This window comes from Corynebacterium sp. HMSC074A09, from assembly GCF_001811545.1.
Lineage (GTDB): Bacteria > Actinomycetota > Actinomycetes > Mycobacteriales > Mycobacteriaceae > Corynebacterium > Corynebacterium hiratae.
Genome location: NZ_KV805175.1, coordinates 1 through 21,994, shown reverse-complemented (window position 1 = coordinate 21,994; position 21,994 = coordinate 1). Strand labels below are relative to the sequence as shown.

The 21,994-nt window shown below is 60.6% G+C and carries 18 protein-coding genes and 2 tRNA genes; 18 read left to right on the top strand and 2 right to left on the bottom strand.

Annotated features, from left to right (window positions below; all coding sequences use genetic code 11):
• Positions 1–15: 15 nt before the first annotated feature.
• The 6 genes from HMPREF2807_RS12565 to rplA all read left to right on the top strand — a co-directional run bounded on the left by HMPREF2807_RS12565 (position 16) and on the right by rplA (position 3,106).
• Positions 16–87, top strand: a tRNA-Met gene (locus HMPREF2807_RS12565).
• A gap of 127 nt (positions 88–214) precedes the next feature.
• A tRNA-Trp gene (locus tag HMPREF2807_RS12560) sits at positions 215–290 on the top strand.
• 25 nt (positions 291–315) lie between these two features.
• Entirely contained in the window at positions 316–642 is a 327-nt protein-coding gene (gene secE / locus HMPREF2807_RS12555) for a preprotein translocase subunit SecE (RefSeq protein WP_046647902.1), read from the top strand.
• Positions 643–780: 138 nt separating this feature from the next.
• On the top strand, positions 781–1,695 hold the full coding sequence (gene nusG, locus HMPREF2807_RS12550) for a transcription termination/antitermination protein NusG (RefSeq protein WP_046647768.1): 915 nt from the start codon (positions 781–783) through the stop codon (positions 1,693–1,695).
• A gap of 165 nt (positions 1,696–1,860) precedes the next feature.
• On the top strand, positions 1,861–2,304 hold the full coding sequence (gene rplK, locus HMPREF2807_RS12545) for a 50S ribosomal protein L11 (RefSeq protein ID WP_010189723.1): 444 nt from the start codon (positions 1,861–1,863) through the stop codon (positions 2,302–2,304).
• 97 nt (positions 2,305–2,401) lie between these two features.
• Positions 2,402–3,106, top strand: coding sequence for a 50S ribosomal protein L1 (gene rplA, locus HMPREF2807_RS12540; RefSeq protein WP_070513384.1), 705 nt, complete (start codon positions 2,402–2,404; stop codon positions 3,104–3,106).
• Positions 3,107–3,689: 583 nt separating this feature from the next.
• On the opposite strand, the gene HMPREF2807_RS12535 is transcribed toward rplA, so the two are convergent.
• Entirely contained in the window at positions 3,690–4,466 is a 777-nt protein-coding gene (locus HMPREF2807_RS12535; RefSeq protein WP_232745281.1) for a siderophore-interacting protein, read from the bottom strand.
• A 142-nt stretch (positions 4,467–4,608) separates the two neighbouring features.
• Here HMPREF2807_RS12535 and HMPREF2807_RS12530 point away from each other — a divergent pair, with 142 nt between their 5' ends.
• The 8 genes from HMPREF2807_RS12530 (at position 4,609) to HMPREF2807_RS12500 (ending at position 10,584) form a co-directional block, all read left to right on the top strand.
• On the top strand, positions 4,609–5,553 hold the full coding sequence (locus tag HMPREF2807_RS12530) for an ABC transporter substrate-binding protein (RefSeq protein ID WP_046647765.1): 945 nt from the start codon (positions 4,609–4,611) through the stop codon (positions 5,551–5,553).
• A complete protein-coding gene (locus HMPREF2807_RS12525) occupies positions 5,554–6,621 on the top strand; it encodes a FecCD family ABC transporter permease (RefSeq protein WP_083306509.1) in 1,068 nt (355 codons plus the stop codon).
• Positions 6,618–7,670, top strand: coding sequence for a FecCD family ABC transporter permease (locus HMPREF2807_RS12520; RefSeq protein ID WP_070513381.1), 1,053 nt, complete (start codon positions 6,618–6,620; stop codon positions 7,668–7,670). The genes HMPREF2807_RS12525 and HMPREF2807_RS12520 overlap by 4 nt, the downstream gene beginning before the upstream one ends.
• 6 nt (positions 7,671–7,676) lie before the next feature.
• On the top strand, positions 7,677–8,471 hold the full coding sequence (locus tag HMPREF2807_RS12515; RefSeq protein WP_070513377.1) for an ABC transporter ATP-binding protein: 795 nt from the start codon (positions 7,677–7,679) through the stop codon (positions 8,469–8,471).
• 338 nt (positions 8,472–8,809) lie between these two features.
• A complete protein-coding gene (gene rplJ / locus HMPREF2807_RS12510) occupies positions 8,810–9,331 on the top strand; it encodes a 50S ribosomal protein L10 (protein WP_010189711.1) in 522 nt (173 codons plus the stop codon).
• Positions 9,332–9,417: 86 nt separating this feature from the next.
• A complete protein-coding gene (gene rplL, locus HMPREF2807_RS12505; protein WP_046647762.1) occupies positions 9,418–9,804 on the top strand; it encodes a 50S ribosomal protein L7/L12 in 387 nt (128 codons plus the stop codon).
• Positions 9,805–9,938: 134 nt separating this feature from the next.
• Positions 9,939–10,262 carry a type II toxin-antitoxin system RelE/ParE family toxin gene (locus HMPREF2807_RS13620; RefSeq protein ID WP_328287805.1) on the top strand — a complete coding sequence of 108 codons (324 nt, stop codon included), beginning with the start codon at positions 9,939–9,941 and terminating at the stop codon, positions 10,260–10,262.
• Positions 10,240–10,584 (top strand): HigA family addiction module antitoxin, encoded by a 345-nt coding sequence (locus HMPREF2807_RS12500; RefSeq protein WP_230308966.1) that lies wholly within the window; start codon positions 10,240–10,242, stop codon positions 10,582–10,584. The genes HMPREF2807_RS13620 and HMPREF2807_RS12500 overlap by 23 nt, the downstream gene beginning before the upstream one ends.
• Positions 10,585–10,601: 17 nt before the next feature.
• Here HMPREF2807_RS12500 and HMPREF2807_RS12495 read toward each other — a convergent pair whose 3' ends face one another.
• On the bottom strand, positions 10,602–11,846 hold the full coding sequence (locus HMPREF2807_RS12495; RefSeq protein ID WP_046647760.1) for an MFS transporter: 1,245 nt from the start codon (positions 11,844–11,846) through the stop codon (positions 10,602–10,604).
• A gap of 160 nt (positions 11,847–12,006) precedes the next feature.
• On the opposite strand from HMPREF2807_RS12495, the gene HMPREF2807_RS12490 reads away from it, so the two are divergent.
• From HMPREF2807_RS12490 to HMPREF2807_RS12475, 4 genes are all read left to right on the top strand, one after another.
• Positions 12,007–12,963 carry a cell envelope lipid trafficking protein PgfA gene (locus HMPREF2807_RS12490; RefSeq protein ID WP_070513375.1) on the top strand — a complete coding sequence of 319 codons (957 nt, stop codon included), beginning with the start codon at positions 12,007–12,009 and terminating at the stop codon, positions 12,961–12,963.
• A 294-nt stretch (positions 12,964–13,257) separates the two neighbouring features.
• Positions 13,258–16,737, top strand: a complete 3,480-nt coding sequence (locus HMPREF2807_RS12485; RefSeq protein ID WP_046647757.1) for a DNA-directed RNA polymerase subunit beta — start codon at positions 13,258–13,260, stop codon at positions 16,735–16,737.
• A gap of 101 nt (positions 16,738–16,838) precedes the next feature.
• Positions 16,839–20,834: a DNA-directed RNA polymerase subunit beta' gene (locus HMPREF2807_RS12480; RefSeq protein WP_070513372.1), complete on the top strand. Its 3,996-nt coding sequence runs from the start codon at positions 16,839–16,841 to the stop codon at positions 20,832–20,834.
• Positions 20,835–21,072: 238 nt separating this feature from the next.
• On the top strand, positions 21,073–21,720 hold the full coding sequence (locus tag HMPREF2807_RS12475; protein WP_070513369.1) for an ECF transporter S component: 648 nt from the start codon (positions 21,073–21,075) through the stop codon (positions 21,718–21,720).
• The last annotated feature ends 274 nt before the right edge of the window (positions 21,721–21,994 follow it).

Here is a 21,994-nt window from a genome sequence, read left to right as displayed (position 1 = left end):
TCAGAAAGTGAATATGGCGGTGTAGCTCAGTGGTAGAGCAAGCGACTCATAATCGCTGTGTCGCGAGTTCAATTCTCGCCATCGCTACCGGGAAAGAAAAGCGCCCGCATACGGGCGCTTTTTCACTACCGACTCCCAGCCTTATACGGCACGTGGTTTCCATGGGGAATCATCGTTCTGGTAGGGTTGTGCGTTGTCCCAAAAGGGCACGCAGAGGGGCGTGGCGCAATTGGTAGCGCAACGGTCTCCAAAACCGTAGGTTGCAGGTTCGAGTCCTGTCGCCCCTGCCACATCACTTCCAAGGAGGGAATCGCCGTGAGCGATGAAAAGCAGCCGAGCACCGGGGCTCCGCGCCCAACCGGCAAGCGTCAGCTCTCTGGCGCAGCGACCACCTCTACCGGCTCCTACACTGACAAGCGTGTTGTGCGCGTCGAGGACAAGAAGGAAGATTCCTTCGGCGGATCCGTCGGCTCCTTCCCGGGTGAGGTTGCCTCCGAGCTCAAGAAGGTTGTCTGGCCGACCGGCAAGGAAATGGTTCAGTACGTTCTGGTGACCTTCGCCTTCCTTATCGTCCTCACCGCTCTGGTGTGGGGTGTGGACGCGCTGACCGGTCTCGGAGTTGAAGCAATCCTCGCGCCTTAGTAAACTAATTACATACTTTCATCCCGCCGCCTTCCCGCTAGCTCGACTAGGGGAAACGGCGGGATACTTTTTGCCCTAGTCCGGCCGAGTACCCTGGTGGGGACTAGAAGAATAAATACCAATTTGGAGTAGCAGACAATGAGCGAAGAAAACACTGGCACTTCCCTTGAGCAGGCCATGATCGATAACGTCCAGGAACAGGCCGCTGAAGCGGTCGAGGCTACCGAGGAGGTCCAGCAGCCGCAGGAGGAACTCTCCGCAGAGGAGAAGGAAGCCGCCGAGAAGGAAGCTGCCACCAAGGCCGCCGAAGCCGCTCTCGGTGGCGGCTCGGACGAGGCTGAGGCTGAAGGTGAGGGTGCAGGGGAGGCGTCGGCAAGCGCTGACGCGGACGCTGCCGCAGCAGCCGACGCTGAGTACAAGTCCCGCCTGCGCGCCTTTACCCGCGAGCTGAAGAAGCAGCCTGGCCAGTGGTACATCATCCAGTGCTACTCCGGCTACGAGAACAAGGTAAAGACCAACCTCGATATGCGTGCTCAGACCCTTGAGGTGGAGGACTCCATCTTCGAGGTTGTCGTCCCGGTCGAACAGGCCATTGAAAAGAAGGACGGCAAGAAGAAGGTAGTTAAGCGCAAGCTGCTGCCGGGCTACGTGCTGGTGCGCATGGAGCTTAACGACGCTGCCTGGTCCGTCGTTCGCGATACCCCGGGCGTGACCTCCTTCGTGGGCAACGAAGGTAACGCCACCCCGGTCAAGATCCGCGACGTGGCTAAGTTCCTCATGCCGAACGATCCGACGGTCTCTCCAGAAGCTTCCGCAGCAGATTCCGAAGGCGAGCAGGTCGTGGCTATGCCGGAGAAGGAGGCCGCCAAGGCCTACGCGCACGACTTCGAGGTGGGCGAGGCCGTCACCATCCTGTCTGGTCCGCTGGCCTCCGTGTCTGCCACCATCTCCGAGATCGACCCGGAGACCGGCAAGATGCAGGGCCTGGTGTCCATCTTCGGCCGCGAGACCCCGGTGGAGCTGTCCCCGACGGAGATCGAGCGCATCTCCTAAAAAGCGATTTTGAGCTGGGCGCACGGTGTTCTAAACTTGAACGCCGTGCGCTTTCGCGCATGTTGAAACGTTCATCCTCCGGTGGCCCACAATGCGTGAGCATCCGGACGGGGCGCTGTTATTCATCGTGGCGGCACTCCGGTACCACAGGAAAGAGGTAATTCGATGGCTCCCAAGAAGAAGGTCACTGGCCTGATCAAGCTCCAGATCGAGGCAGGCGCTGCTAACCCGGCTCCGCCGGTCGGCCCGGCACTCGGTGCCCACGGCGTCAACATCATGGAGTTCTGCAAGGCCTACAACGCTGCGACCGAGTCCCAGCGCGGCAACGTCGTGCCGGTGGAGATCACCGTCTACGAGGACCGCTCCTTCGACTTCAAGCTGAAGACCCCGCCGGCAGCGAAGCTCCTGCTCAAGGCTGCTGGCATCAAGAAGGGCTCTGGCGTTCCGCACACCGACAAGGTTGGCTCCGTGACCTGGGATCAGTGCAAGGAGATTGCACAGACCAAGTTCGAGGACCTCAACGCTCGTGACATCGAGAACGGCGCCCGCATCATCGCTGGTACCGCTCGCTCCATGGGCATCACCGTTGACGGCGTCCCGGCTAAGTAAAAATTCGATTTAATGCGCGGCACGCCTAGTGCCGCGCGTGGCAGGGCCAGCTTCGGCCCGCTAACACCACATCAATCCAAGAAAAGGAATTGCACTTATGAGCACCAAGTCCAAGGCATACAAGGCTGCCGCTGAGCTGGTAGACCGCTCCCGCCTGTACCGTCCGATCGAGGCCGCCAAGCTGGCCAAGGAGACCTCCTCCAAGAACTTCGACGCCACCGTTGACGTTGTCTTCCGCCTGGGCGTTGACCCGCGTAAGGCTGACCAGCTGGTTCGCGGCACCGTCTCCCTCCCGCACGGCACCGGTAAGGACGTCCGCGTGGCCGTCTTCGCTGAGGGCGACAACGCTGAGGCTGCAAAGGCTGCGGGCGCCGACATCGTGGGCACCGAAGAGCTGATCGCTGCCATCAACGACGGCAACATCGACTTCGACGTTGCTATCGCTACCCCGGATCAGATGGCCAAGGTTGGCCGCGTTGCTCGCGTCCTGGGCCCGCGTGGTCTCATGCCGAACCCGAAGACCGGCACCGTGACCGCCGATGTGACCAAGGCTGTTGCTGACGTCAAGGGCGGTAAGATTTCCTTCCGCGTGGACAAGGCTTCCAACCTGCACGCCATCATCGGCAAGGCTTCCTTCGATGCTGAGAAGCTGGCTGAGAACTACGGCGCGCTGTACGACGAGATTATTCGTCTGAAGCCGTCCTCCGCTAAGGGTGTCTACGCTAAGAAGATCACCATCTCCACTACCTCCGGCCCGGGCATCCCGGTCGATGCTTCCGTGGAGAAGAACTACACCGACTAATTGATGTCTGTGTAAACGAATTTTAGGCCCCGGCTCTTGGATGAGCTGGGGCCTTTTTCGCGCTTTCTCTCTTTTGTTTATGCAGGTCACGGCCGGATATCTTTCTGACAGGTAATTGGCAGCTAAGTACGATGGCCTTTCAAGGAAAGTGCTGCATACTAATTCTTGTGCGTTTGAGAGAGGCGCATGAGAGATAGAGAGAACACCCTGAGTCTTGCAGGGCGGGCGGCGTGAGAAACCGCCTGATAAACAAGACCCCTTACAACGCGGGTTCCGGATTTCACCGGGGCCCGCGTTGTACTGTGTAACCCAAGTCAGGTACTCCACGCCGTGGACTTAAGCGGAGATGCATCAGGCCTAGGGCAAACGCGGACGCTGGATGTAGATGGTTCTAGTCAAAAGGTTTTCTTGGGGGCAAACAAACCATATGGAGGAGCGAAGAAGGTTCGTTTGGGGGCAGGTGAACCTTCTGACTGAAACCTCCTGACGGAAACCTTCTGATGGGAACCATGTGGCAGCGCACCGAGTTATTCACCGGCTATCCGCTGCCGGTTAAAAGGATTAGATGCGTGCGAAGTCCGCTTTAAGGCCGCGGCTTGCCCTTCATCCAGTACACGGACCAGATGACGTCTTCGCGCGGCACACCCCAGTCATGCACGGCTATCGAGCGCACTGCTTTGGCCAGGTCCCCTTCGCCGGATACCCACACCGAATCCGGCGCTGTATCCGCGGTGAAACGGGAGCCGAGAAGTTGTCTGGCGCGTGTGCAGTGTTCGTCGTGTGGAGCCAGGACCATGGTGAGTGAGCGGACCTTGCCGCGCCACGTCTCCTCCAAGCCGTCTTCAACTTCAGCGTCGTCTGTGATCATGGCAACGACGTCGACTGCACCCAAGGTTTCCGGTGAGAAGGCTTCGTAGTGCTCGAGGATGTGCCACAGCGCCGGTAGGGCAGAGGCATCTGCGAGTAACAGTTGTGACTTCCTAGGGGCCTGCCACAGTGCTTGCCCGGTATATATTCCGGCGGTATCCCCGGGTTGGGCATTGAGGATCCAGCGTGAGCCCGGGCCATTATCGCCATGGGTCACCACGTCGACATCGATGGTGCACGCTTCTTGGTTGAGCTTGCGAATTGTGTACCAGCGCAATGCTGGGCGAATGTCGTCGGGCAATCGGGTGACGGCGGCGCGAACATTGACATCGTCGACCGGGAAGGGCGAAAAATCCTGCTCGTCTTGGGGCATGAGGAGCCCAAAATACTCGTCAGGCCCGGCTAAGGGGTAGTCACTAAAAGCCGGCGAGTGAAAAGTTAAACGGTGCAGCCGCGGCTTGAGGCGGGTGTTCCCGGTGAGGGTGACGGGCAATAAGCGGTGATGCGTCAAGGGAATTGATCCTAGGTAGAGGCCAAATTTGAAACCATCATAACGTACAGGTTAGGCTAGCCTCAAATAATTTAGGGGTGCGAATGCTTGCATGCTCGTTCCCGTTGAAGGAAAGGTTTATTCCATGGTTGCTATCCACCGGCGCGCGAAAACCGTGCTCGCTATTGTCTCAGCGGCAGCGATTGCTTTAGCGGGGTGCTCCCGCGGAAGTGGCGAGGACAGCGCGGGTGCGGACAGTGCTGAGGAGGTGCGCGTTGCCAGCCTGGGGCTCGGTGATGCCGATACCGTGCTGGCACTCGGAATCACTCCGGTTGCTGTGGCCCCCTGGGGTGCGAAAGGGGATGGTGATCCCTCCGGAGTTGGCCCATGGGCGAAGGAGCTTTTGGGAGATGCCCAGCCCGAGGTGATCTATAACACCGCCTCCGGTTTCACGGCCGAGGTTCTAGAGCAGGTCACTGCCTCGGACCCCACACAGATCATCGCCGTGAACCAGGCAGTGGATCAGGAGGCGAAGAAATCCCTCGAGGATATCGCCCCGCTGACCGTGAAGCCCGAAGGTTTCGAGGACTGGCAGATCCCCTGGGATGAGCAAGTCAAGACCATCGCCTCTGCCTTGGATAAGGAAGAGGAGGGGGAGAAGCTCATTGACCAAGCAGAGGGCGCCTTTGAGCAGTTCAAGGACTCCCACCCGGAGCTGCAGGGCAAGCGCGCAGCCATCCTCATGCCCTATGACGGGAAGCTGGGCCTCTACACGGCAGAAGACGGCCGTGGCCAGTTCATCGAAGACCTCGGCTTTGAGATCCCCAAGGAACTGCAGGGTGATGGTTCCAGCTTCTTCGTGGACTATGCCCCGGAAAACTACTCCCAGCTCAACAATGTGGACTATCTGTTCGTCTTGGATTACAACGGTGCGGTCGATGAACTCAAGAAGGATTCCACATTCCAAGGCCTGGACGTGGTCAAGGATGGACGCGTCCGCTACCTCGACACGGACACCGGCAATGCGATGAGCGTGCCGAACCCGCTGACGATCCCGTGGGCCGTCAACAAGTTCGAAGAGCAGCTCTAAGTGCTCGCACTACCGAGGAAGGCTGACGCTATCCACGGCGTTGCGTACCCGCAACGCCGTGGCAAGGCAGACGCACTGGATTCGCGGGGGAGAAGCCGCGCACTGCTCACCACGGCCCTGGTTGTGTCGACCTTCCTCCTTTTGCTGTGCTCATTGGCGGTTGGCTCGAGGGCTATTCCGTTGCCGGATCTGGTGTCTGCCCTCCTCCGCGGAGGCGAAGCAGATATCGAGAACATCGTGTGGGATTTGCGTATCCCCCGCACGTTCGTGGCCTACTTCGCGGGAGCAGCAATCGCGGTATCGGGTGTAATCGCCCAGTCCTGGACTAGAAACCCCTTGGCGGATCCGGGCTTCATCGGTATCACCGCGGGAGCTTCGTTCCTGGTTGCCCTCGGGACGGCGCTAGGTGTCGCCACCTCAACCGGGATGCGGACAGCGCTCGCCCTCGTAGGCGCCGGCCTGGCCACAGCATTAGTGCTGGGTGTGTCCCGCAGGTTTCAGGATCCCCTGACGCTGGTCTTGGTCGGCGCAGGTGTTGCTGCTGCCTTGAGCTCTAGCGCCATGTTGATCGGCCTGTACTCCACGGATGTCCTCGACAGCATGCGCCGGTGGACCATTGGCTCCACGTTTGGGCGCGGTCCAGAAGATGTCGCCATCGCAGGTGTCGGATTGCTCATCGGGTTTATCATCGCCGCACGTGTGGCGCGCCCGCTCGATCTTCTGGCAATGGGGGAGGAATCCTCGGTTGCTCTAGGTGGTTCTCCCACGCTGGCGCGGCGCGGCGCTGCCTCGAGCATCGTTGTTCTAGCAGGATGCGCAACTGCGGCGACAGGGCCCATTGCCTTCGTCGGATTCGCCATCCCCCATCTGCTGCGCCGGTTCACGGGGCCAGAAGTTACCGCGATGATTGCCCCAGCCGCATTGCTCGGTGGTTGCTCCGTACTCGCTGCGGATATTCTCGGCCGCCTCATCGCGGGCCCCTCTGAGTTGGAGATGTCCATCGTCTTGGCCTTTGTGGGCGCACCATTTCTCATCTGGGCCGTACACCGCGGGGAGCACAAGCTATGAGTGGGCGGGTGAAGGGGGACGTCGTCAAGCAACTGCGTTCCCAGGAGCGGCAGCGCCGGGCATGGATATGGGCGGCCACCTGCTTCTTTGTTCTGGTCGCGGCAAGCTCCTATGTCCTCCTGCTGGGGCAGGGGCCCGTGGACTTGAGCCCGGGGCGGGTCCTGGAGATCCTCAACGGCGGCGGAAGCCGCAGCGAAATCCGCGTTGTCTGGGACCTGCGCATGCCGGTAGCTCTAGCGACCCTCATCGTGGGCGCCGCGCTCGGACTGGCAGGGTCGTGGACGCAATCCATGTCGCGCAATCCGCTGGCCTCGCCTGACATCCTTGGCGTGACTGGTGGCGCGTCCGTCATGGTGGTCCTCGGAACGGTATTCTCCCGGCCGTTGCTTGCCGACGGCCTCTCCATGTTCTGGTGGCGGGCCGGACTCGCGCTGTTGGGTGCGGTGCTAGCGGCCATCCTGCTGGTGGCGCTTGGGGGAATCGGCACGAGCAATCGCATCGTCATCGTCGGAATCGCGCTCTCCCTGCTGTTCCAAGCGCTGGTGGCGTATCTCTTACGCGCAGCCGAGCTCCTCCGCGCGGCGCAATCCCAGCTGTGGCTGGCGGGAACCACGGGTTTCGTGCGGATGGAGGTCATTCTTCCTCTGCTCGTGGGGCTGACTCCTTTCGTGGTTCTTGGCCTGTGGTGTGCTCGGGAGCTGCCGCTCCTTGCACATGATGATCTCTCGGCCCTTTCCCTCGGGGTCAACATCACGCGAACACGCGCGCTGCTGCTGGTGGCAGCTACGGGCATCTGCGCGGTGACCGTATCCGTGGCCGGTCCCATTGGTTTCATTGCACTTCTGGCCCCGCATGTGGGGCGCATTGTTGCCCGGACGCCCACGCCTGTGCCACTGGTCTCCTGTGCTGCAGGCGCTGCCTTGTTGAGCGCGTGCGCTGTCATTGCTGGAGCGTTGCCGATGGACGCTCCGGTGGGTGCAGTCTCCTCCATCATCGGAGGGTGCGCCCTGGTCATCTTGGTGTGGAATGCCGCACGGCGGAGAGGATAAAAGCGAGTGAAAGACAGAGAAATTACGGCCACTGGTATTCATGCTGGCTATAAGGATGGGGAAGACATCCTGTCGAGTGTTGACTTGGTGGCCCGCCCAGGCGAAATCACCACGCTTATCGGGCCCAATGGCTGCGGCAAATCCACATTGTTGAAGACCTTGTCTAAGATTCTTCGCCCGCGGCAGGGGAGCGTGCACATCGGCGAGCTGGACGTGCACGCCATGAGTCCGAAGGAAGCCGCTGCCCACGTGGCGCTTCTTCCGCAGCAGCCGACGGCGCCGGATGGGCTGCGGGTGGGCGAGCTCGTCGCGCGCGGCCGCTACCCGCACCTGGGCCGTGGTCGGGGACTGTCCGCGAAGGACCGCGACATCATCGCGCAGGCCTGCGTGGAGACTGGCATTACGGACTTCATCGACCGTGACATCGCGGCACTCTCGGGCGGCCAGCGCCAGAGGGTGTGGCTCGCGCTGGCCTTGGCGCAGGACACGCCAGTGCTGCTTCTCGACGAACCCACAACCTTCCTCGATCCAGCCCATGCCATCAGCGTTTTGCAGCTTGTGCGCAAGCAGGCCGACGCTGGGAAAACGGTCGTCGTCGTGTTGCATGATCTCATGCTGGCCGGGCAGTACTCCGACACCATGGTGGTCATGAACAACGGCGAGGTCATCGCGCAGGGAACGCCCCGCCAGGCGTTGCGGAAAGAAGTGCTGGCCGCAGCCTATGGCATCGACGTCGAGATCTGGGACGACCCACGCAGCGACGCCCCCGTCATCGTTCCGCGCGGAGTGCTCAGCGACTGACAACGTTCATGCAGGAACCCGCGTCGAAAGCTCTCAGCGGAGCGATTTGGAGTTATGACAGGTCGGGTTGTAAGGTACCTAGCGAAGTTTGAACGGCCCGCTGAGGCCGAGTCAAAGTTCACCGAAGACCGTCGGTCATCCGGATATCCGGATCGAAGGTTCCTCATCCTAGAGGGCGGCCCACGCAGGAGACACTTTGCGAATAAGCGCGGATTTCCGCGCGCGCCCTGTGCTCTTGCACGGGGCTTTTGTTATTTCGGTTGTCCATCGGGCAAGCGGAGTAGGGAAGGCCCCGGCGGAAAACACAAGAGATGTTTCGAAAGGAGGCGAAGTAGAAAATGGCAAACCCGAAGAACACCGCAGACCTGGCGGCACTGAAGGAGAAGCTCGAGGGTGCAAACTCCATCGTGCTTACCGAGTACCGTGGCCTGACCGTGGGTCAGCTCCAGGAGCTGCGTAACAACCTCGGCTTTGACGTTGAGTACTCCGTCGCCAAGAACACCCTTTTCAAGATCGCTGCCAACGAAGCTGGCATCGAGGGTCTTGACGAGCACCTGACTGGCCCGACCGCTATTGCGTTCATCAAGGGCGAGGCAGTGGATGCTGCGAAGGTCATCACCAAGTTCGCTGATGACAACAAGGCACTCGTTATCAAGGGTGGCTACATGGACGGCAACGCTCTGTCTGCCGACCAGGTTGAGGCCATCGCCAAGCTGGACAACCGCGAGACCACCCTCGCAAAGCTGGCTGGCGCCATGAAGGGTTCTATGGCAAAGGCTGCCGCCGTATTCAACGCTCCTGCAACCAAGATGGTCCGCACCGCTGCGGCCCTGCAGGACAAGAAGGCTGCGGAAGCTTAAGACGCCACTTACAGGCGCACAACTTAAATACACACACTTATCTGGCTGCCTAGTGCGGCTAGGAACAATGAGAAAGGATGCCAATCATGGCTAAGCTCACCAAGGACGAGCTCATTGAAGCTTTCAAGGAAATGACCCTCATCGAGCTCTCCGAGTTCGTCAAGGAGTTCGAGGAGGTCTTCGACGTTGAGGCCGCTGCTCCGGTTGCTGCTGTTGCTGCTGGTGCCCCGGCTGCCGGCGGTGCCGCTGAGGAAGAGAAGACCGAGTTCGACGTCGTTCTGACCGACGCTGGCGCTAAGAAGATCGGCGTTATTAAGGCTGTCCGCGAGATCGTCTCCGGCCTGGGCCTGAAGGAAGCTAAGGAGCTCGTTGAGGGTGCTCCGAAGGCTATCCTCGAGGGTGCTTCCAAGGACGACGCTGACGCTGCTAAGGCTAAGCTCGAAGAGGCTGGCGCTTCCGTCGAGCTCAAGTAATTCACCTGAATTACTAAAGCTTTCCTGCGCAGTACACTCGCTGCGCTCCAACAACCCCGTTCCGCTTTTTGCGCGGTGCGGGGTTGTTCCCGTTTTGTCGGGACCCCGATGGCCCAGCGGATTCTAAACATTTCGTGTCAGGTCTTGACACTAGGGTCAAAAAGAGACACTATTGGGGTGTGCAATTTCGGCGTAGAAGTCTCGAGCGGTTCCATCAGGATGGTGTGCCGCCGCGATATATTCCATCGGAATTGCGTTCGGTAGTGCGCCGCAAGTTACTTATGATTGGGCGGTCTGTAAATGTCACGGACCTTCGGATTCCACCAGCAAACCGGTTGGAGCGGCTCAAGGGTGACCTAGAGGGCTACTACTCAATTCGCGTCAACTCGCAGTGGCGCATCATATTCAAGTGGACACCCGAAGGAGCTGTTGACGTTGACTTTATCGACTACCACTGACGCGCATACTCATGTTGATGTTGTTCCTGTTCCGCATCCTGGAGAAATCCTTCTCCTAGAATTCCTCAAACCCTGTGGTATTACCCAGTATCGCCTGGCCAACGACATTGGCACTACCCGCTCTCAAGTCTCCAAAATTACCCGCGGTACGCTCGGTATCAGTGCCGATATGGCTTTGCGTTTATCGGCCTACTTTGGGAATTCCGCGGAGTTCTGGCTCGGACTCCAAGAGGAATACGATCTGTGGAAAGCTCGCCAGATCACGGATGTCAGCGCTATCGTTCCGTGGAATCACAAAGAAGAAGCCGACTCTCACTCATAGAAACAGTTGACTTACGCTTATGAGTGGCTAGGGGAGTCCTCTTTCTCCTTCGCGTCTGCTTGCGCAAGGGCGCGATCGGCTCGGCGCACAAAGATGAGGGCGGGCCCGATAGCGAGGAGCCCGGCGAGCGCATTGGCCCACAATCCAGTGGTCAAGGTCCAGCGATGAGACAACGCGGCCAGAGGGGTCGACCACACACTGGAGAGTGAGACGACGGTGCTCATTTGGATATTGGTGACTCGGCCAAATGTTTCTTCTGCCATAAGCCTGTGGAGTGCGGCATAGGTTACCGCGCCGGCGGCTGGGGCTGTAAGAACGGACAGTCCTAGCGGGATGATCATCAACAGGCTGGGGCTGAGCAGGGCGCCACAGGCGATTGATGCAGCAACCCAGACACACGTGCCTACCTGAAGGGCTGCGAAGGAGAACTTCTTCTGCAGCCAACCCGTCGACAAAGCACCCACAATCCCGATGAGGCCGATGGACGTGCGGGCTAGTCCCGTTACCCATCCAGGGTTGTTCCCCTCCTCCAGTATGAGGACGGCCATGAACAGTGAGCCGTTAATTGCGCAGTTCGACAGTGTTTGCATGGCAATGAGCCCGTGCAGCAGGGGCGAGCGAGCCACGATGGCTAAGCCTTCTTTCGTTGTGCGTAGGAGTTTGTTCTCTGCCTTCTTTGCGGGGTCTAGGCCAGCCCTGATGAACAGGAAGAAAACAATGGTGAGGAAATTTGCCAGGCCTACAAACACAAAGGGCAGTGCCAGATTGACTTCTAGAAGTGCGCCGCCCACGGTGGGGCCGATCAGTCCCGCAAATTGCAGGCGCGCTTGGATGAGCCCTTGTTTGGCGGCGAGTTGTTCTTCCTCAACGAGCTGGGGCAGACAAGGGTCGGAGCAAGCTTGACCTATTCGGTAAAAGAGCATCATGCTCCCGAGAAGCACGCCGAAGACGATGGGGGAGAAGCCGCCGGATAGGATGAGACCCGCTAACGCGAGGTTGAGTATCCCAGCCAGCGCGTTGGTCACAATGATGAGTGGCTTGCGGCGCCACATATCCGCAAGAGAGCCGCCGATGATGCCGCCTGCCAGTGCCGCAATTCCAGTGATGGTTCCATACAGGCCGGCAAGGGTAAGGCTATCGCTCAAGCGTAGAGTGACCACCGGAATAGCAAGCCCGGCTCCTACCCCGGCTATCTGAGCCACGAGGTCTGACCATAGGTAGAGGCCGAAGTCTCTGTTCTTGCGTTGGGGGTCATTCTTCATTGATTACTGCCAATCCCATGATGCGATCTTGAATGTGAGCTGGAGCACTTAGTTTAGGTTATTTAACACTCCTTTAGCCCCCCGTCAATGCCGCGTAAATGTGAAACGCACCCTCCGGGGAAATGTGTTTTGAGCAAACGAATCGGTAGGATAAGCCACCATGCTGCCCAAGTCCCGCATCTTCTCCGTCCTCCTGCTCGGCCTCGGCGTTGCGCTGATCGCGGCCGGCCTGACGGCGTCGAGCTTCTTGAGCTTTAGTCCGCGCCTGCCGTTGGATATCGAGGACACGACGTGGACTTTGCAGGATGACAACGCTACCGCGCAGGAGCTATCCGCGGAGGGCGTTACGCAGTATGAGGGGCCGATGACTTATCAGCTCAACCTGGACATCCAGGACCCAGCAGACAAGGAGACAGCGACTCTGCGGGTGGGGGAGTCCGCCATCCGCGGCGGCACGGGCAACGTGGAGGACCTAAGCTTTGCCCGCGTGTGGAACTATCCCGTCGATCGCCTCAGCGGTGAGGCCACGGGCCCGGCAGCGCTCTCCCACACCATGGGCTCACCGACGGCGGAGGTCCCGGTCGAGGGCTACTGGCTGAAGCTGCCCGCCGATGCCGAGCAGACTACCTACCCGGTCTTTGACCCGGTGCTGCGCAAGGCGGCCGACGCCGTCTTCGAAGAATCCCTCGACATCGACGGCCGCACGGTCTACCGCTACCGCCAGGAGATTGAGCCCACCAACGTGGCTACCCTCTACGCCGGTACCACGACCACCACGTTGAGCAACGAGGATGGCTCTACCGAGCAGGGCTACCTCTTCCATACCGCAACCCGGGACCTCTTTGTGGACCAGGCCACCGGACTCGTCGTGGGCATGGACATTGATGTGCGGGACTACTGGGCTGACCGCGAGGGCAACGAGCGCGAGGTCCAGTTCGCCTTCAACGGTGCGACTGATGAAGAATCCCGCGCGGAGCTGCTCCAGCAGGCCGAGCGCTTCCCGCGGAGTGCTGTGGGGCAGTGGGTGCGCTGGGGTGGCCTCGGCATTGGTGCCGTTCTGGTGCTGCTCGGGGCGCTAGGCGCTTTCCGACGTCCCACTAGCCGCCACTCCCGCTAGCCGCGCGTGCTAGAGGCCCGCGCGTGCGGATCTCCGAAGCGACACGCCGGCGGCGCGTTTCGCCTTTACAAGGCCGCCATTATGCTATAGGCTATTTCGTTGCGCTGGAATCTGGATCTTTAGTGCACATTTAGCCTTTCGAGCGGTGATGGTAAAACCGACTTGACAAGGTGATTTTGTGCATTCTAAACCCAGTCATTCCACAGCAGACCGAATGCTAAATCTACCAGCGGTTTTGCACCTCACCGGCCAGGGTGGGGAGGCAATCCGCCAGAGGTACTGGAAGGACCCATCTTGGCAGTCTCCCGCCAGACCAAGTCAGTGGCCAACATCCCTGGAGCCCCGAAGCGATACTCCTTCGCTAAAATCAGCGAGCCTATCGCCGTCCCGGGCCTCCTCGATCTACAACTCGATTCTTACGCGTGGCTCATCGGCACCCCCGAGTGGCGCGAGCGCGAGCAGGCAGAGCGCGGCGAAGACGCACGCGTGACGAGCGGCCTTGAGGATATCCTCGAGGAGCTTTCGCCGATCCAGGACTACTCGGGCAACATGTCCCTGTCCCTGTCGGAGCCTCGCTTCGAGCCGGTGAAGAACACCGTGGACGAGTGCAAAGAGAAGGACATCAACTACTCGGCGCCACTGTACGTCACCGCAGAATTTATCAACAACGACACCCAGGAGATTAAGTCCCAGACCGTCTTCATCGGTGATTTCCCGATGATGACCGAGAAGGGCACCTTCATCGTCAACGGCACCGAGCGCGTTATCGTCTCGCAGCTCGTGCGTTCCCCGGGTGTCTACTTCGACCAGACCATCGACAAGTCCACCGAGCGCCCGCTGCACTCCGTGAAGGTCATTCCTTCCCGCGGTGCGTGGCTCGAGTTTGACGTCGACAAGCGCGACACCGTCGGCGTGCGCATCGACCGCAAGCGCCGCCAGCCGGTGACCGTGCTGCTTAAGGCCCTGGGTTGGACCGAGGAGCAGATCAAGGAGCGCTTCGGCTTCTCCGAGCTCATGATGTCCACCCTCGAGTCCGATGGCGTGGCCAACACCGATGAGGCTCTGCTGGAGATCTACCGCAAGCAGCGCCCGGGCGAGCAGCCCACGCGTGACCTCGCGCAGGCACTGCTGGATAACTCCTTCTTCCGCGCGAAGCGCTACGACCTGGCCAAGGTGGGCCGCTACAAGGTCAACCGCAAGCTCGGCCTGGGTGGAGACCACGACGGTCTGATGACCCTGACCGAGGAAGACATTGCCGTCACCCTCGAGTACCTCGTGCGCCTGCACGCCGGTGAGCGTGAGATGAAGGCCCCGAACGGTGAGATGATTTCCATCCACACCGACGACATCGACCACTTTGGTAACCGTCGTCTGCGCACCGTTGGCGAGCTCATTCAGAACCAGGTTCGCGTGGGCCTGTCCCGCATGGAGCGCGTCGTTCGCGAGCGCATGACCACCCAGGACGCAGAGTCGATTACCCCGACCTCCCTGATTAACGTCCGCCCGGTTTCTGCTGCCATCCGTGAGTTCTTCGGTACCTCCCAGCTCTCGCAGTTCATGGATCAGAACAACTCCCTGTCCGGCCTGACCCACAAGCGCCGTCTGTCCGCGCTGGGCCCGGGCGGTCTGTCCCGTGAGCGCGCCGGCATCGAGGTGCGAGACGTTCACGCCTCGCACTACGGTCGTATGTGCCCGATTGAGACCCCGGAAGGCCCGAACATTGGCCTGATCGGTTCGCTGGCTTCCTACGCCCGCGTCAACGCTTTCGGCTTCATCGAGACCCCGTACCGCAAGGTTGTAGACGGCAAGGTCACCGACCAGGTGGAGTACCTCACCGCCGATGAAGAGGATCGCTTCGCTATTGCGCAGGCAGAGGTTGAGAAGGATGCCGACGGCACCCTGACCGGCGACCGTATTGAGGTCCGCCTCAAGGACGGCGATATCGGCGTGACCGACGCCGCCGGCGTTGACTACGTCGACGTCTCCCCGCGCCAGATGGTCTCCGTGGCTACCGCCATGATTCCGTTCCTAGAGCACGACGATGCTAACCGTGCCCTCATGGGCGCGAACATGCAGCGCCAGGCCGTGCCGCTGGTGCGCTCCGAGGCCCCGTACGTGGGCACCGGTATGGAGCAGCGCGCAGCTTATGACGCCGGTGACCTCATCATCACCCCGAAGGCGGGCGTGGTGGAGAACGTCACCGCGGACCTCATCACCATCATGGATGACGAAGGCCAGCGCGATACCTACATGCTGCGCAAGTTCGAGCGCACCAACCAGAACACCAACTACAACCAGACCCCGCTGGTATCCCTGGGTGAGCGCGTGGAGGCAGGCCAAGTGCTTGCCGACGGCCCCGGTACCCACAACGGTGAGATGTCCCTCGGCCGCAACCTGCTGGTTGCCTTCATGCCGTGGGAAGGCCACAACTACGAGGACGCCATCATCCTCAACCAGCGCATCGTGGAGGAAGACATCCTCACCTCGATCCACATCGAGGAGCACGAGATTGATGCTCGCGATACCAAGCTGGGCCCGGAGGAGATCACCCGCGAGATCCCGAACGTCTCCGATGACGTTCTGCGTGACCTCGACGAGCGCGGCATCGTCCGCATCGGTGCTGACGTCCGCGCGGGCGACATCCTTGTCGGTAAGGTCACTCCGAAGGGTGAGACCGAGCTGACCCCGGAGGAGCGCCTGCTGCGCGCCATCTTCGGTGAGAAGGCCCGCGAGGTGCGCGATACCTCCATGAAGGTGCCGCACGGTGAGACCGGTAAGGTCATCGGCGTTTCCCGCTTCTCCCGCGAGGATGACGACGACCTAGCCCCGGGCGTCAACGAAATGATCCGCGTCTACGTGGCTCAAAAGCGCAAGATCCAGGACGGCGATAAGCTCGCTGGCCGCCACGGCAACAAGGGCGTTGTGGGCAAGATTCTCCCGCCGGAGGATATGCCGTTCATGGAGGATGGCACCCCGGTGGACATCATCCTCAACACCCACGGTGTGCCGCGTCGTATGAACATCGGCCAGGTTCTCGAGGTTCACCTCGGCTGGCTGGCACACGCTGGTTGGAAGATCGATACCGAGGACCCGGCCAACGCCGAGCTGCTCAAGACCCTGCCGGAAGAGCTGTACGACGTCCCGCCGGAGTCGCTCACCGCAACCCCGGTCTTCGACGGTGCCACCAACGAGGAGATCTCTCGCCTGCTGGCTTCCTCCAAGCCGAACCGCGATGGTGACGTCATGGTGGACGAGCACGGCAAGGCCCGCCTCTTCGACGGTCGCTCCGGCGAGCCCTACCTGTACCCGGTTTCCGTCGGCTACATGTACATGCTCAAGCTGCACCACCTCGTCGACGAGAAGATTCACGCCCGCTCCACCGGCCCGTACTCCATGATTACCCAGCAGCCGCTGGGTGGTAAGGCACAGTTCGGTGGCCAGCGCTTCGGTGAGATGGAGGTGTGGGCAATGCAGGCATACGGCGCTGCCTACACCCTGCAGGAGCTTCTGACCATCAAGTCCGATGACGTGGTCGGCCGCGTCAAGGTCTACGAGGCCATTGTCAAGGGTGACAACATCCCGGATCCGGGTATCCCGGAGTCCTTCAAGGTCCTCCTCAAGGAGCTGCAGTCCCTCTGCCTCAACGTGGAAGTTCTCTCCACCGACGGCACGCCGATGGAACTGTCTGGCTCCGACGAAGACGACATGGACGGCGCTCCGTCCCTGGGCATTAACCTGTCCCGCGACGAGCGCTCCGACGCAGACATCGCCTAGCTTTTGGTCCGCCGCCCCAAGCGGCGGCGGGCATAACGAAACACCACCTACATACAAAGCCATCAACTTCCCCCTGACGGGGGATGAAAGGGAGACATTACGTGTTTGACGTAAATCTCTTCGACGAGCTCCGCATCGGGCTGGCCACCGCAGAGGACATCCGTCGCTGGTCCAAGGGCGAGGTCAAGAAACCCGAAACCATCAACTACCGCACCCTCAAGCCGGAGAAGGACGGCCTCTTCTGTGAGCGCATCTTCGGCCCGACCCGTGACTGGGAGTGTTCCTGCGGTAAGTACAAGCGCGTGCGCTACAAGGGCATCATCTGTGAGCGCTGTGGCGTCGAGGTGACCAAGTCCAAGGTTCGCCGCGAGCGCATGGGCCACATCGAGCTGGCCGCTCCGGTGACCCACATTTGGTACTTCAAGGGCGTTCCTTCCCGCTTGGGCTACCTTCTGGACCTGGCTCCGAAGGACCTTGAGCGCATCATTTACTTCGCCGCCAACATCATCACCTCCGTGGACGAGGAAGCTCGCCACAATGACCAGTCCACTCTGGAAGCAGAAATGCTGCTGGAGAAGAAGGACGTCGAGGATGACGTCGAGGCAGAGATCGCTGAGCGCGCTGCCAAGCTCGAGCAGGATCTGGCCGAGCTGGAGGCCGCCGGTGCAAAGGCCGACGCCCGCCGCAAGGTTCAGAACGCTGCCGATAAGGAAATGCAGCACATCCGCGAGCGCGGTGAGCGCGAGGTTGCTCGCCTTGACGAAATCTGGAACACCTTCATCAAGCTGGCTCCGAAGCAGATGATCATCGATGAGACCATCTACGAAGAGCTGGTTGACCGCTACGAGGATTACTTCACCGGCGGCATGGGTGCTGAGGCTATCCAGACCCTCATCCGTAACTTCGACCTCGAGGCTGAGGCCGAGGAGCTCAAGGAGATCATCAACAACGGCAAGGGCCAGAAGAAGATGCGTGCCCTCAAGCGCCTGAAGGTTGTTGCAGCCTTCCTGCGCTCGGGCAACGACCCGGCCGGCATGGTGCTCGACGCTATCCCGGTGATCCCACCGGAGCTGCGCCCGATGGTGCAGCTGGACGGTGGCCGCTTCGCCACCTCCGACCTCAACGACCTCTACCGTCGCGTGATCAACCGCAACAACCGCCTCAAGCGCATGATCGACCTCGGCGCTCCCGAGATCATCGTGAACAACGAGAAGCGCATGCTGCAGGAGTCCGTTGACGCGCTCTTCGACAACGGCCGCCGCGGCCGTCCGGTCACTGGCCCGGGTAACCGCCCGCTGAAGTCCCTGTCTGACTTGCTCAAGGGTAAGCAGGGTCGCTTCCGCCAGAACCTGCTGGGTAAGCGCGTGGATTACTCCGGCCGTTCCGTGATTATCGTTGGTCCGCAGCTCAAGCTGCACGAGTGTGGCCTGCCGAAGCTCATGGCTCTGGAGCTGTTCAAGCCTTTCGTCATGAAGCGCCTGGTGGAAAACGACTACGCGCAGAACATCAAGTCCGCTAAGCGCATGGTGGAGCGCCAGCGCCCTGAGGTGTGGGACGTCCTCGAAGAGGCCATTTCCGAGCACCCGGTGATGCTGAACCGTGCACCGACCCTGCACCGCCTGGGTATCCAGGCCTTTGAGCCGAAGCTCGTCGAAGGTAAGGCCATTCAGCTGCACCCGCTGGCTTGTGAGGCCTTCAACGCTGACTTCGACGGCGACCAGATGGCAGTCCACCTGCCGCTGTCCGCCGAGGCGCAGGCTGAGGCACGCGTGCTGATGCTGGCCTCTAACAACATTCTGTCCCCGGCTTCCGGTAAGCCGCTGGCTATGCCGCGTCTGGATATGGTTACCGGCCTGTACTACCTCACCATGGACAAGGGCGAGGACGAGATCGGTGGCGCGGGAGCTTACGCTCCCGCAGACGAAAACGGACCGGCCCAGGGCGTGTACTCCTCCTACGCGGAGGCCATCATGGCTCGTGACCGCGGCGTTCTGGGCCTGCAGGCCCCGATCAAGGTGCGCATCTCCCACCTACGTCCGCCGTCAGACATTGAGGCTGAGCAGTTCCCGGATGGTTGGCAGAAGGGCCAGGCTTGGCTCGCTGAGACCACCCTCGGCCGCATCATGTTCAATGACCTGCTGCCGTGGAACTATCCGTACCTCGAGGGCGTCATGGTCCGTAAGGGCGGCGCTGGCAACAAGATGCTGCTGGGTGACGTCATTAACGACCTCGCTGCGAAGTACCCAATGATCACCGTTGCCCAGGTACTGGACAAGATGAAGGACGCGGGCTTCTACTGGTCCACCCGTTCCGGCGTGACCATCACCATGCACGACGTTCTGGTTCTTCCGAACAAGACCGAGGTTCTCGAGTCTTATGAGAAGGAAGCAGAGCGCATCGAGCGCAAGTACTGGGAGCAGGGTGCCCTGACTGAGCGCGAGCGCTACGACCGCCTGGTTGAGCTGTGGAAGGACGCCACGGACACCGTGGGTAACGCCGTCGAGGAGCTGTACCCCGACGACAACCCGATTCCGATGATCGTGAAGTCCGGTGCTGCCGGTAACATGCGTCAGATCTGGACCCTGGCCGGTATGAAGGGCATGGTTGTGAACTCCAAGGGTGACTACATCACCCGTCCGATTAAGACCTCCTTCCGCGAGGGCCTGTCGGTTCTGGAGTACTTCAACAACTCGCACGGCTCCCGTAAGGGCCTGGCGGATACCGCTCTGCGTACCGCTGACTCCGGTTACCTCACCCGTCGTCTGGTGGACGTGGCACAGGATGTCATTGTCCGCGAGGAAGACTGTGGCACCCGTCAGGGCGTGCGCGTCCCGATCGGCGTCGAGGTTGCCGAAGGCTCCTACGACCTGCACGAGCTGTGGGAGACCTCCGCATCCGGCCGCGTCGTGGCTAACGATGTCAAGGATGAAAACGGCGAGGTTATTGCCGAGGCAGGCGCTGACCTGACCGAGGAGCTCAGCCGCAAGATCGTCGCCGCTGGCGTTCTGGAGATCAAGGTTCGCTCCGTGCTGACCTGCCAGACCCCGGCCGGTGTTTGTGCGAAGTGCTACGGCAAGTCCATGGCCTCCGGCAAGCTCGTCGATATCGGCGAGGCAGTCGGCATCGTGGCCGCACAGTCCATTGGTGAGCCGGGTACCCAGCTGACCATGCGTACCTTCCACCAGGGTGGTGTCGGTGGCGATATTACCGGCGGCCTGCCGCGTGTTCAGGAGCTCTTCGAGGCCCGCAACCCGAAGAACCGCGCTCCCATCGCCTCCGTCGACGGCACCGTGTCCCTGTCCGATGAGGGCAACTTCTGGACCCTGACCATCACCCCGGATGACGGTTCCGACAACGTGGTCTACGAGAAGCTGTCGAAGCGCCAGGGCCTGGCTCAGGTTCGCCGCCCGATGGAGTCCAACCCGGACGCCATGATCGAGCGCTCCCTGCGCGACGGTGACCACGTCAGCACCGGTGACCGCCTCATGCGTGGTGCGGCTGACCCGCACGACGTCCTGGAGGTTCTCGGCCGCCGTGGCGTGGAGAAGCACCTCATCGACGAGGTCCAGGCCGTCTACCGTGCACAGGGTGTGGCCATCCACGACAAGCACATCGAGATCATCATCCGCCAGATGCTTCGTCGCGGTACGGTCATTGAGGCCGGTTCCACCGAGTTCCTGCCGGGTACCCTGGTTGACCTTTCTGAGGCCAAGCAGGTTAACGCCGCTCAGGTTGCCGAGGGTGGCCAGCCGGCTCAGCTGCGCAGTGAGATCATGGGTATTACCAAGGCCTCGCTGGCTACGGAGTCTTGGCTGTCTGCTGCGTCCTTCCAGGAGACCACGCGTGTGCTTACCGACGCCGCTATCAACAAGCGCTCGGATCAGCTCATTGGTCTGAAGGAGAACGTCATCATCGGTAAGCTGATTCCGGCTGGTACGGGTATTTCCCGCTACCGCAACATCAGCGTGAAGCCGACTGAGGCCGCACGCAACGCTGCGTACTCCATCCCGACCTACGGTGATTCCATCTACGGCGACGATGGCTTCGGTGAGTTCACCGGCGCTTCCGTCCCGCTGGAGGAGGACTACACCTTCTAGGACCTGGTTCTTCAACGACCTAGTCCTTTAGTCCTTCGACACCGAGGGAAACCACAGACCCGCACTTCACCCCGCCAGACACTGGTGGGGACGAGGTGCGGGTCTTTTTCTATCGGTAGCACCGAACCGGGACGTCCCGCTCGGAGCCCCGCCCTGCGAGAAAATTTGGGTTCTCTTACAATAGCGTCAACAAAGCCACAAGAACCCCAGTGCTCATGCCCAGGAAAGGTACCGACCGATGACATTTCCAACCACAGGATTCGAAAAGCCTGCCCCGAAACCACGCGCGTGGACGGGCGTTGATGCTCTTGTTGTTGCCGGCTTTGTCATTGCTGGCGCGCTCCTATTGTGGGGAAGGGGAGCGTTTATTAATCGCTTGGTCATGGGGGAAGATGAGCCACTCCCAACGCATGTGTTGCTACCGCTGCTTTCCGGGACGGCGGCGCTCTTCCCCTTGGCCGGGCTATGTGCGGCCTTAACTGTCCAGAAACCGCTGGCCGCATTTGTGGGTTATGTCATGTCGGTCATGCTGGGTTATGCATTCAGTGGCGTCGTAGGCCCCAGAGCCGTAGTGGAGGTAGTAATCATTGGCGCGGTCATAGAAGCCGTTTTCTTCGGCTGCAAATACGCCCGCTTTGATTTTCTTAGCGGGAGCCTCGCCGGTTTTGCTGTGGTAGTGGTAAGCGGACTCGTGGGCATTATCGCCGGTGGTTTTGATGTGGAGCATCTTGCAGCCCAGTTTGGCTGGACGTTTATTAGGCTCCTGGTCACCTTGGTCGTTGTGGTGCCGCTGGCCTATGTCATCGCAAAGGCGGTGCGGGCGGTGCTTCGACGCCATGTCCACGGGTGGGAGAGTGATACACCTCCGAAAATCAAGTCTGTGTAAGACACGCCGTGAATGGGCGATAGTTTTAGCTTCTCGTTACCCCCGCTACACCCCATGGATAGGGGTGTAGCGGGGGTAATTTGCATGAGACTTAAATTACGAAAGCACGCCAACCTGTGAGCGGTATAAACATTGGAGTTACCTGCGGCCAGCAGTTTTAGGAATTTATGTTGATTAAACCGGCTATGACGTGCGAGTACACCGTTAACCGCTTCCGAATTTTGCTCTTGCGGGAAGTGGCGGGGGGGTGTTCCTATATAGTTTGTCAACCTCG